This window comes from Paenibacillus sp. FSL M8-0228 (assembly GCF_038007385.1).
Classification (GTDB): domain Bacteria; phylum Bacillota; class Bacilli; order Paenibacillales; family Paenibacillaceae; genus Paenibacillus; species Paenibacillus polymyxa_D.
In genome coordinates, this window is record NZ_JBBOXA010000001.1 from 5,866,145 (window position 1) to 5,878,403 (window position 12,259).

Below are 12,259 nucleotides of genomic sequence, written 5' to 3' on the forward strand. Positions count from 1 at the left end.
TATCAGGATTTTGCAAAATCCTCACTATATAAGCTTATCTACCGACTTCAAACATATGGCTATGAATATTCTACTTCCTGTGAGTATAAAAGCATAAGTTTATCCATATACTAGCTACTATCCTGAGCATAAATGTTACCCGCAGGCTAATTGTTATCTCAAGGTACTGCGAGCGTAACCTTCACACTCCACTACAGAGCGAAAGGAAGATTCCATGACTCATCCATCTGACTTCATTCCGGGGCAAGAACCCCTAAGTTTAAAAATATCACACACAGATCCCGGGATCCAATCAGCCATCATCCATCGTCTACTGTTCCATCTCCATCAGGCACCGAGTCTGCAAAATATCGTCATTATTTGCATCGGCACTGACCGTTCTACTGGAGATTGTCTGGGTCCGCTCGTAGGTACGCATTTATCACGCTACAAAAGCCCTCTGTTTAACCTATACGGTACATTAGAGGAGCCTGTACATGCCATGAACCTGCAAACGACACTGAACGGCATACAAGCCCGATATGAACAGCCTTATATCATTGGTATAGATGCATGTCTTGGACAAACCTCCAGCGTTGGATGCATTCAGGTTTCAGATGGTCCTCTCAAGCCTGGAGCAGGTGTAAATAAAGAATTACCGCCGGTCGGCGATATCCATTTGACTGGTATCGTTAACGTCGGCGGCTTCATGGAATACTTCGTGCTGCAAAATACAAGACTAAATTTGGTAATGAAATTATCAGATATCATTGCTGGCAGCCTATACTCCGCGATTAAGGAGTGGCACTACCGTTCTGTCCTGCTTGCTGCGCAAGAGTGACGGCTTCTTTTTCTTCAGGTGATAAGGAATAGGTGGATTGTCCCGCTTCTAGAGGCTTGGCATACACATATGAGCCATCTCGGTTATAAATGCCGGTTAATACCATACCATCCTGATTGTCGTCTACAATAGCCAGAGAGAAGCTTAAATCGCTTCCTCTCTCACCAAAGGCATTATAGCGTTTGATGCCTATATGTCCCTTCAAGCCTGTCAGTTTACTACGTAGTGATTTCATACTTGCACGATGGGTTTCCTGCTCATCCTCAATCGTATCCATCTGTACCTTCAAATCAATCAACAGTGTTTCCAAATTCTCGACACCACTGCCTGCCATCATGGTTTCATACTTTCGCCGCATCTTCTTTAGCTTTGCAGCCTGCACAATAATAACAATCAACAGGATGAGCAAAATAAGCACGATCCCTGCAACGATTCCGGCAAGCTGTTCCATGATTAGTCCATTCAATTCAGCCATATGCTTGCTTCTACTCCTCTACCCCAAAAATCATATTACTGCATACTTATATTTTATACGTTTGAGAACAGCGAAACAAATAACACAAGGCTATTAGTTTATCCATCAAAACCATTCTAATTCCTGCAATTCCAGACAAAGCAAAGACATATCTCACTTTCCATTTTGCTCAAGGAGACATGTCCATATTTCAACAAACTACTGTAATAGCTCCAGTAATCTTTCCAAATCCTGCTGACTGTAATAATTCAATTCAATTTTGCCTTTATCTTTATTATGCTTGATCTTCACAGTTGTTTTAAAGCGTTCACGCAAGGACTCTTCCATATGGTCAATATAGGGGTCCTTTTTTCGTACCTTTGCTTTGGCTTTCGCCTCACCAGGCTTATGATCCAACTGCTGTACGGCTTCCTCCAGCTCGCGAACACTCCACTGCTGTTCAATACATTGTTGTGCTAACTGTTTCACCATGTCTGGATCTTTGAGGCCAACAATAGCTCTAGCATGTCCCATAGACAATGTTCCACGTGAAACATGATCTTTAACTTCTTCAGGTAATGCGAGCAAGCGAAGGAAATTGGCAATATGAGAGCGTGATTTTCCCACTTTCATGGACAACTCTTCCTGAGTTAAAGAAAATTGATCCATTAATCCCTGATAAGCTACTGCTACTTCCATAGCATTCAAATTCTCACGCTGCAAATTCTCAATCAGAGCAATCTCCATCACCTGCTGATCCGTAAAATTACGAACAACCACAGGTATCGTCGGATTCCCACAAAATTGAGATGCCCGAAATCGTCTTTCCCCGGCTATGATTTCATATCCTCGCAATACACTACGTGCAATAATAGGTTGGATAACACCGTGCTGACGAATGGACTCGGCTAATTCCTTAATGGACTCTTCATCAAACGTTTTGCGAGGCTGGTACGGGTTCGCACGCAACTGGCTCAGCGGAATGTCAACAACCTTATCCTCTTCATTGACCGTAAGGGAGGGAATGAGTGCATCAAGTCCTTTTCCCAACCGTTTACTCATAAGATACCACTTCCTTTGCCAACTCAATATATACCTCTGCCCCACGGGAACGGGGATCATACGTAATAATGGACTGGCCATGTGAAGGTGCTTCGCTGAGTCTCACATTGCGTGGAATAATCGTCTGATAAACCTTGCTTTGAAAATATTTTTTCACTTCTTCAATCACCTGTATACCCAAGTTCGTGCGAGCATCAAACATGGTTAACAACACACCTTCAATTTGCAATGAGGTGTTCAGATGTTTTTGCACTAATCGCACGGTATTCAACAATTGACTTAATCCTTCCAATGCGTAATATTCACACTGGATTGGGATAATGACTGAATCGGAAGCCGTCAATGAATTGAGCGTCAAAATACCCAGCGATGGTGGGCAATCAATTAGTATATAATCATAATTATGCTTAACGAGTTGAAGCGATCTTTTTAATCTCAACTCACGAGAAATAGTCGGCACCAGTTCAATTTCCGCGCCTGCTAACTGAATGGTTGCCGGAATTATATCTAATCCCTCAACCTGTGTACTGACAATAGCTTCGCTAGGATCAACCTCGTTAATGAGTACATCATAAATACAATTTGCCACATCCGCCTTATTGATACCCACACCGCTGGTTGTATTACCTTGCGGGTCGATATCCACGAGCAATACCCTTTTGCCGAGGGAAGCAAGTCCGGCGCCCAAATTAACGGAAGTAGTTGTTTTGCCTACTCCGCCCTTTTGATTGGCTACGGCTATTATTTTTGACACTTCATTCACCTCATAATTTAATCGGAATCCTGCTACACTCCATACCTGCAAAACGCTCTATGGAGACGTTACTTAGTCCTTATCTTAGGGATAACGGCAATTTCAGAATAGAATTGAGTATGCTGCGGTTTTATTCGGCGTTAGACAGAAAAAGCGGCAATTGCTGCCGCCTGTACGCTTCATCCCTTACTTACGTTTGGGAATTTGAATGACAATCTCATAGTGATCCTCATGATCAGATTCCTTGGTCTTGATATCCAAGCCTGAGCCAGACACCATATCAATGGATTGACGAATTGTATTCAGCGCAAGCCGGACATCCTTGGTAAAGGAAATCCGCTTCGATTTCTTATTAGTGGATACTTGTTTATAAAAGGCAACTCGTGCCTCTGTCTGCTTCACATTGAGTTCCTTGGCAATGACTTCATCTAAAACCTTGTACTGTAGTTCTTCAGTCTCTAATGACAATAATGCACGAGCATGACGCTCGGATACCTTCCGTTCCATTAGAGCCTCTTTCACTCTCTCCGGTAGATGAAGCAGCCGTATCTTGTTAGCAATAGTGGATTGGCTTTTGCCAAGTCGTTGAGCGAGGCTTTCCTGGGTGAGCTGATGTAGATCAATCAGCTTTTGGTAAGCTACAGCCTCTTCAATCGCAGTTAACCCTTCCCGTTGAAGATTTTCAATCAACGCGATGGATGCAGCTTGTGAATCATTAAACTCACGAACAATAGCTGGAATAGATTCCATACCCAGCTTGGTGACAGCTCTCCAACGACGTTCCCCTGCTATAATCTCATATTGCCCATTACGGAAACGAACGACAATCGGTTGAATTACACCATGCGTCTTAATGGTCTGGCATAGCTCATCAATCTTCTCGTCGTCAAATATGGTACGGGGCTGATAAGGACTGCTGACAATATCCCGAACTGGAATTTGTTTTATTTCGTCCCCAGTAGATCGCTCCGTCAAACCAAATAGCTTGGAAAATTGTTCTTTCATTCCGTATAATACCACCTAATTTCATAATAGCACCATACTAACAGCGCTTCGTGAAAAACAGTTCCTTACGCGGATCGTAGACCCTTCTATATGAAACAGCGCCGTAAGCGGGTACACTCCACGTACTCACCCGACATTTGTTGTCCCACTCCCCTATATGTATATCTGAATTCATGGGTACAGGAGCAGTCAACTTACATTAAAACGATTATCTCTATTCTATCACTTTTCCAGCCATAATCCTATCGTCTCTACCAGCTTTTCGGAAGGATCAGAGAATAAATTATGCATCCTCTATGATAACTATCTATTCATCTTCCTCCCCAAATGTAAACAAGAACACATGTTAACAAAGAGGCTTTTATGTAAAGAGTCTATCAGCCATAAAAAAAGTGAATGTTTCACGTGAAACATTCACTTTCTTTCAAACATTTACACTAACGGCGCCTTCAAAGGAGTACCCGGCTTACGCGGATATTTCCGTGGTGTCGCCGCTCTTTTCTCAATAATAATCATATGTCTGGCTGCATCTTCAACAGGTAACTGGAAGGCCTGAACATGTTTGATTTTTCCCTTTAGCTCTTTCAAACTGTAAGAAGCTTCCTTGATTTCCTCGGTAGGATCATTGCCCTTCATCGCCGCAAAGTGCCCTCCTTCACGGACAAACGGCAAACAAAATTCATTCAATACGGCGAGACGAGCAACCGCTCTGGCTGTCACTAGATCATAGCTATCGCGGTATCCTGGTTTACGCCCCAATTCCTCTGCCCTGCTGTGAACCAGTTCAACATTTTCCAAGCCCAACTGCTCTACTACATGGGCCAAGAACTGTATACGTTTGTTCAACGAATCTACAATAGTCAACTGAATCTGCGGAAAGCATATTTTCAAAGGAATACCTGGAAAACCTGCACCTGACCCAATATCGGCCAGGCTTTCCACATCTTTTAACGGAACATAAAAAGCCAGGGAAAGAGAATCATAAAAATGCTTGGTGTACACTGCATCGCGCTCAGTAATACCCGTCAGATTCATTTTTTCATTCCACTCAACCAGCACACGGTAATATGCTTCAAACTGCTCTAACTGACTGTCATTAATCACAATACTATGCTCTGCCAGCCGCTGCTTAAATTGCTGTTGTATCGCGTCCATTATGATCCCCTTGCTGCTGTTACGCGGTTATAATGCTCCAGATAAACCAGCAAAATGGAAATATCCGCAGGGGTTACACCCGAAATACGGGATGCCTGACCAATCGACATCGGACGGATCATTTCAAGTTTCTGCTTGGCTTCAATGGCCAGTCCTTGAACTTCATTGTATACAATATCCTCTGGAAGCTTCTTCTTCTCCATCTTTTGCAGACGCTCCACATGCATCAATTGCTTTTCAATGTAGCCCGCATACTTAATTTGGATTTCCACCTGCTCCTGTTCTTCCTCCGTAAGAGCTATAGGTGAAGGTGAGATTTGTGCTACTTGCGCATAACTGATCTCTGGTCGACGTAGCACCGTTAACAAATTACTGCCATCCTGTATCGGTGCAGATCCGCCTTGCTCCAGCATCTCATTGATATCAACTGGACGAACCTTCGCCAAGCGCAAGCGTTCAATCTCTTGATCTACCTTTTGCTTTTTATCCAAAAAGCGCTCGTATCGTTCATCCGTAATTAGGCCAATATCATGCCCAATCGGAGTCAATCGCAGATCAGCGTTATCATGACGCAACAACAGACGATATTCTGCACGTGACGTCAGCAAGCGATATGGCTCATTCGTCCCCTTCGTCACCAGATCGTCAATCAGGACCCCGATGTAGCCTTGCGAACGGTCCAATACGACAGGCTCTTTGCCCTGCACCTTACGAGCTGCGTTAATCCCTGCCATAATTCCTTGACCCGCAGCTTCTTCGTAACCGGAAGTACCGTTAATCTGACCTGCTGTGAACAAGCCTGGGACTTTCTTCGTTTCCAAAGTAGGCCATAACTGCGTAGGTACCATTGCATCATATTCAATAGCATAGCCGTTACGCATCATCTCTACCTTTTCCATCCCCGGAATCGAACGCAGTACAGCTAATTGTACATCCTCTGGCAAGCTGGTCGACAAGCCCTGAACATAGTATTCAGATGTGTTTTTACCTTCAGGCTCCAAAAAGATTTGGTGCTTAGGCTTATCACTGAAGCGTACCACTTTATCTTCAATAGATGGGCAATATCGTGGTCCCGTTCCTTCAATCAGACCAGAGAACATAGGCGCACGGTGCAAATTATCATTAATAATCTGATGTGTTTCTACTGAAGTATATGTCAGCCAGCAAGGAAGCTGTTCATTATCCGAAGACTTCGTTTCATAGGAAAAGAACTTCGGTTGATCATCACCCGGTTGTATTTCCGTTTTGCTAAAATCAATCGTGTCCTTATGCACACGTGGTGGCGTTCCTGTCTTAAATCGAACCAGATCAAAACCCAGCTCTCTCAAATGCTCAGACAATCTCAACGAAGGCTGTTGATTGTTCGGACCACTCTCATACATTAGCTCGCCCATAATGATTTTCCCGCGCAGATAAGTGCCTGTGGTCAGGACAACTGCTTTACTTCGATACTCTGTGCCCGTCTTCGTGATTACACCTACGCAATGACCATCTTCCATAATCAGTTCTTCAACCATACCTTGGCGTAAGGTCAAATTCGGTTCCTTTTCCATCGTTTCCTTCATCGCATGCTGATAAGAGAACTTGTCTGCTTGTGCACGCAATGCATGAACCGCCGGACCTTTACCAGTATTTAACATTCTCATTTGGATAAATGTCTTGTCTATATTCCGACCCATTTCGCCGCCTAGTGCATCAATTTCTCGCACCACATGTCCTTTTGCAGGACCGCCAATAGACGGGTTGCAGGGCATGAACGCGACCATATCCAGGTTAATTGTGATCATCAACGTGCGACAGCCCATCCGTGCTGCTGCCAAGGCCGATTCTACACCTGCATGGCCCGCGCCTACGACAATCACGTCATAGTCGCCTCCTTGGTAACCCATACCTTTCTTACCTCCTTATACATTTCGGTCTTCACGCCGAATATGCTCTTGTATATCTATAACGATAGCAGGCTTATATCAGCCATGCTTAAATGTTCTATTTGCCTAGACAAAATTGTGAAAATATTTGGTCTATTAGCGCATCATGCGCAGTATCGCCTACAATCTCACCCAAATGCTCCCATGCCAGCCTTACATCAATCTGGATCATGTCGATCGGAACAAATTGATCAGCAGCTTCATAGGCATCTACCAGCGATTGGCGCGCCTTCTTCAACAAAGCAATATGCCGTACGTTGCTGACATATGTCATATCCGCTGATTCCAGCTTGCCGCTAAAGAATAACTTGGATATAGCCTGCTCCAGTCGGTCCGCTCCCTCATTTTCCTTCACAGACATTGGTACGATAAGCTCTTCAGGAACATAACGCAGCAACAAATCCCGGTCTATTTGGGCCGGTAAGTCCATTTTATTCATAATGACAATCGCTTGTCTACCGCGGATTTGTTCCATTAATGCCATTTCATCCTCATGCAGTGGTTCGTTGGCGTTAATGACGATGAGTAGCAGATCTGCTTCACTAACCGCCGTTCTCGAACGTTCTACTCCAATCCGTTCCACAACATCCATCGTTTCACGAATCCCAGCTGTATCCAGCAACTTGAGTGGAATATTATTAATCGTCACATATTCCTCAATAACGTCACGGGTTGTGCCCGGAATATCGGTCACAATGGCCCGCTCGCCCTGAGCCAATGTGTTCAGCAGTGATGATTTCCCCACATTTGGTCTTCCAACAATCGCTGTGGTCAACCCTTCACGCAAAATCTTTCCCTGCTCCGCCATATGCAGCAGCCGATCAATTTCCATCATGACCTGACTGCTTTTATCCTTGATTAAATCAGATGTAAAAGATTCAACATCATGCTCAGGATAATCAATGTTCACTTCAATATGAGCAAGTGTCTCCACCAAAACATGACGCAAGCGACGAATATTCTGGGACAGCTGTCCATCTACCTGCTTCAAAGCCACCGAAAAAGCTTTATCTGATTTGGAGCGAATTAAGTCAATGACACCCTCCGCCTGACTTAGGTCAATACGACCATTCAGAAAAGCACGTTTCGTAAATTCCCCTGGCTCAGCCAGACGTATATTTTGCAGCAATAGTAAATCCATCACCCGTTTGACGGCTACGACCCCGCCATGAGTGCTGATTTCTACGACATCTTCTGTCGTAAAAGAGCGTGGCGCCCGCATTACTGTAACTAAAACTTCCTCCACCTTTTCCTGGATTTGGGGATCTATAATATGTCCATAATGTACCGTGTGAGTTTGAGCTTTGCTTAGAGGCGTTTTACTACGAAACAAAGCCTCCACTTCCGTGACCGCATCTGGCCCGCTGACCCGTACAACCGCAATACCGCCCTCGCCGACAGCCGTTGCAATGGCAGCTATAGTATCGCTCAGCATAAAGTTTCTACCTCCTATCAAGTAGAAACGACATTGCCGTCCTTCATCAAGGACGGCAGCCGTTTCAGCGAGAAATATAAGAAAAAAAACAATGGCTTCTGCATCTTGCAGAGAGCCATTGCGTCGGATTATTTTTTAGCAATGACGACGCGCCGATTGGGCTCGTCCCCCTTGCTGTATGTTCTAACCAGCGCATGCTGTTGGAGCTTGGCGTGAATCAGCTTCCGCTCCTGTGACGGCATTGGCTCCAGCACCACTTCCTTGCCATAACGAATAGCCTGGTTCGCCAACCGATCTGCCAAATCCTCCAGCGTTTTTTGCCGACGTGCACGAAATTGCTCGGCATCCAGCACAATTCGGATGAATTTGTCAGAATGACGGTTGGCAACGATATTCGTCAGGTACTGCAATGCATCCAATGTCTGTCCTCTGCGGCCGATCAACATACCGAGCGACGGACCGGAGATATCCAGTGTACTTTCATCCTTGCGGTGGCGGACATCAACTTTAACGTCCAATCCCATTCCTGCTGCTGTTTCACGGATGAAACGCACCGCCTCTTCATAAGGATCTACATGTCCCGAAGGTGCTTCTGTGTTCATCTGTGCTTCCTGTGCAACAGGCCCAGTTTCTTCTGATAAAGCCTGTCCCACGCTAGAAGGTGCTTGAGCCGATACATGAAATTCAGCCGCGTGTGTGGTTTCAGGAGACGGCTCAGAGAGCAGCGTAAGCTCCACCTTCGCCTTCTTGACCCCGAGCCACCCCAGGAATCCTTTTGACGGCTGTTCCAACACGCTTACGGTTACCCGTTCACGGCTTACTCCCAGTTGGGAGAGTCCTTGTCTTACAGCATCTTCAACGGTTTTTCCTGATGTCACGACTTTGGTCATCTCGACTTTTTAGCCCCCTTCGTGTTTTTGCCGCCTTTTTTCTTACTATTGGAGGAACCCGTTTTCGCGAGACTGGCTGTTTTCACATTTGCCAGTGCTGCTTCTTTATCCTTATTCCGATAAAGGAAATAGTTTTGAATGATCGTGTAAATATTACTGTAGAACCAGTATAACGGCAAAGCGGATGGGAAGTTGTACGACATGAACAGAATCAGCACCGGATAGACGTACAGCAAAAATTGCATCGGTCCTTGCTGCGGCGTCGGATTCATTTTCATCATCATCCAAGTTTGGACAAATGTCGTAATCGCCGCCAAAATCGGCAAGATAAACAAGTGATCCGGTTTACCTAACTGGAGCCACAAGAAGTCATGATCCCGCAATGCCGAGTTATAATAAATGGCATTATAAAGCGCGATGAAAATGGGCATCTGTACTACCAAAGGAAGACATCCAGCCATCGGGTTGACCTTGTTTTCCTGGAACAACTTCATCGTCTCTTGCTGGACTTTCTCAGGCGTATCCTTGTACTTCGCTTGAATTTCTTTTAATTGCGGCTGAATGGCCTGCATAGCTTTGGAACTACGTACTTGCTTGAGTGTAAGCGGCAAAATAATGGTTCGCACGATAATCACCAGAACCAGTACGGCCAGGCCATACTCTCCAGAGAACCATTGGGCAAATGTATCTAGCGCATACGAAAACCAGTAAACGACATATCTTTGCCAAACTGATCCATTGGCCAAGTCTGCCGTCGTGTAAGAATTGTGGGCCGTCTGGGCACATCCGGACAGCACAGCAACAAGTGCCAATAAGGCAATCAGGAGGAACCATTTTCCCCGTTGAGTCTTCAAACGCGACACTTCATAACCCCTTTCTTAACCAATCCATTCCAACGTAAATCATACCATATCCTGTAGGACAAAGATACTGACTATCGGCGTGAAGACTTGAGCAGCGAGGCTTTGCGTAGAACGTGCAGCACGCTTTTCTCCAGCTCTTGATACGACTTAGTAACTGCACCCTTACGAACGATAAAAATCAGATCAATCTGCTCCACCAATTCATGCTCATGATGGCGCACAATTTCCTTAACGATTCTGCGCATCCGGTTGCGAACTACTGCATTGCCGATCTTCTTGCTGGCCGAAATTCCGACGCGGAACTGCTCTACCTCTCTGCGGCGGAACCAGTACACCACAAACTGATGGTTGGCAAAAGATTTGCCATGGCGGTATACGCGCCCAAAGTCCGCCCGGTTTCGTAGACGCAATTTTTTTTGCACGGCGCTTCTCCTTGCTCATCTCTTTTACACATGTCGGTAAGCTAACCTTTACCTTTTATATAGTAAGAAGTATGGACAACATTCCAACATGGTAATCTCGCTTATTTTATATCCGTTTTCAAAAGCTTCATCTAATATAGGACAGGATGCTGGGCTTCTCCCTCTTCTTTCACTACATTTTTACAACAAAAGAAGAAGGGATCGCATCCCTGAATACCTCAATTATGAAAAAAAAGACCACCGTAGTGGTCTTTATGCACGCATTACGCACTCAATACTTTTCTACCTTTTTGGCGACGAGCTGCCAAAACTTTACGGCCATTCTTCGTGCTCATTCTTTTACGGAAGCCGTGAACTTTTTTACGTTTGCTGACATTCGGTCTGAAAGTCGGTCTCATTGTGCTGCACCTCCTTACAAGGAATACGTTTTATATGGAATATACCTAACATAGCAATCTCCACAAAAAACACCTTTGTACATTTAACCACAAATAGCGGTCAAAGTCAATGTACTTATAAACCCTCTTCCTCTTTTTCCCCTTCAGGAAGCCTCCTCCTCTTTACCCCGCTGACTCACTTCACTCTTTTATTCCCTTATTTCATAAAATTCCTTTCGTCTTTCCTCCATTATCAGCATTCTATTTGTAGTTTTCACTCCTCCAAAACTGTCCTTTTTACATTTATTCATTCTGTAACTTGAATCCATCCTATTTTCAGATCGACGTTATCAGGTTCGTTCAAAAATATTGTCGGAAACGTTACCGGAAATTTTCAACAGAAAAATAAGCCTCTGTGACCAAAAGGCAACGGCAATTATACACAGATTCACAAAAAGAACTGAATTGTGATTTAAATGGTCATAACCTGTGCATAACATTTTAGAGCGAAAAAGAGTTATTGTCGAAAACTGAACAAATTATAAACAATATCTTGTGTTGTGAATAAAAATTGTACACAACAGATTGAATTTGTGGATAAATAACCACGAGTCATTGAAATACAAGGCTTCTTTTGCTATGATGATATTACTTTTGAATGTGAATATGTTGTTTTACCCTCCATATTATCAACACCCTGTGGATAAAGTTGTGAACAAGTTCAATTTATCCATCTTTTTATTTTTGTGCGGATTCGGGATTCTGGGGATATATTCTACATTTTTCATTTGATTTCGACATATTGCAGTCCCGTTTTGGCCTGCGGGATCAAGAGAACGGATCGTGCCGCACATTCCCTCCTGAGAAATATCGCCTTTCTTCTGCTGGTCAGCAGCGGAATTTCCATTAGCTATTTTTCAGGGTCATTTTGTGCTGCGTTCTCTCACCACACTGCCGCATGTTTTAGGCGGCGGTATGTCTTTTTATGGCCTTCAACAACATTTTTGTGATTTTAGGCGTTTTGCCGAAGCGCCGAGAGCAGCTCTCTGCAGCTTAATTCGGTAAAATGTCAGGATTTAAAAGGAGTGACGTCT

General features: G+C 44.4%; 12 protein-coding genes. 1 reads left to right on the forward strand and 11 read right to left on the reverse strand.

Features of this window, described 5'->3' with window-relative positions; all coding sequences use genetic code 11:
* The first annotated feature begins 214 nt into the window (after positions 1-214).
* A complete protein-coding gene (gene yyaC / locus MKY98_RS26560; protein ID WP_025723135.1) occupies positions 215-820 on the forward strand; it encodes a spore protease YyaC in 606 nt (201 codons plus the stop codon).
* Here the strand turns inward: yyaC and MKY98_RS26565 are convergent.
* From MKY98_RS26565 to rpmH, 11 genes are all read right to left on the reverse strand, one after another.
* Complete coding sequence (locus MKY98_RS26565) at positions 774-1,295, reverse strand: DUF4446 family protein (RefSeq protein ID WP_069012576.1); 522 nt, start codon at positions 1,293-1,295, stop codon at positions 774-776. The genes yyaC and MKY98_RS26565 overlap by 47 nt on opposite strands.
* 198 nt (positions 1,296-1,493) lie before the next feature.
* Complete coding sequence (locus MKY98_RS26570) at positions 1,494-2,336, reverse strand: ParB/RepB/Spo0J family partition protein (RefSeq protein WP_029518964.1); 843 nt, start codon at positions 2,334-2,336, stop codon at positions 1,494-1,496.
* Entirely contained in the window at positions 2,329-3,090 is a 762-nt protein-coding gene (locus tag MKY98_RS26575) for a ParA family protein (protein ID WP_023991152.1), read from the reverse strand. The genes MKY98_RS26570 and MKY98_RS26575 overlap by 8 nt, the downstream gene beginning before the upstream one ends.
* 186 nt (positions 3,091-3,276) lie before the next feature.
* The gene (gene noc, locus MKY98_RS26580) at positions 3,277-4,095 is read right to left on the reverse strand and encodes a nucleoid occlusion protein (RefSeq protein WP_029518966.1); all 819 of its coding nucleotides are present in this window, start codon (positions 4,093-4,095) and stop codon (positions 3,277-3,279) included.
* Between the two features lie 432 nt (positions 4,096-4,527).
* Complete coding sequence (rsmG, locus tag MKY98_RS26585) at positions 4,528-5,250, reverse strand: 16S rRNA (guanine(527)-N(7))-methyltransferase RsmG (protein ID WP_029518967.1); 723 nt, start codon at positions 5,248-5,250, stop codon at positions 4,528-4,530.
* Positions 5,250-7,139 carry a tRNA uridine-5-carboxymethylaminomethyl(34) synthesis enzyme MnmG gene (gene mnmG / locus MKY98_RS26590; RefSeq protein ID WP_069012577.1) on the reverse strand — a complete coding sequence of 630 codons (1,890 nt, stop codon included), beginning with the start codon at positions 7,137-7,139 and terminating at the stop codon, positions 5,250-5,252. The genes rsmG and mnmG overlap by 1 nt, the downstream gene beginning before the upstream one ends.
* Positions 7,140-7,236: 97 nt before the next feature.
* Positions 7,237-8,613: a tRNA uridine-5-carboxymethylaminomethyl(34) synthesis GTPase MnmE gene (gene mnmE / locus MKY98_RS26595; RefSeq protein WP_069012578.1), complete on the reverse strand. Its 1,377-nt coding sequence runs from the start codon at positions 8,611-8,613 to the stop codon at positions 7,237-7,239.
* Positions 8,614-8,741: 128 nt separating this feature from the next.
* Positions 8,742-9,503, reverse strand: coding sequence for an RNA-binding cell elongation regulator Jag/EloR (gene jag / locus MKY98_RS26600; RefSeq protein ID WP_069012579.1), 762 nt, complete (start codon positions 9,501-9,503; stop codon positions 8,742-8,744).
* Positions 9,500-10,366 (reverse strand): YidC/Oxa1 family membrane protein insertase, encoded by an 867-nt coding sequence (locus MKY98_RS26605; protein ID WP_029518972.1) that lies wholly within the window; start codon positions 10,364-10,366, stop codon positions 9,500-9,502. Before MKY98_RS26605 ends, jag begins: the two co-directional genes overlap by 4 nt.
* Before the next feature lie 71 nt (positions 10,367-10,437).
* The gene (rnpA, locus tag MKY98_RS26610) at positions 10,438-10,788 is read right to left on the reverse strand and encodes a ribonuclease P protein component (RefSeq protein WP_029518974.1); all 351 of its coding nucleotides are present in this window, start codon (positions 10,786-10,788) and stop codon (positions 10,438-10,440) included.
* 263 nt (positions 10,789-11,051) lie between these two features.
* A complete protein-coding gene (gene rpmH / locus MKY98_RS26615; protein ID WP_007433250.1) occupies positions 11,052-11,186 on the reverse strand; it encodes a 50S ribosomal protein L34 in 135 nt (44 codons plus the stop codon).
* Between the last annotated feature and the right edge of the window lie 1,073 nt (positions 11,187-12,259).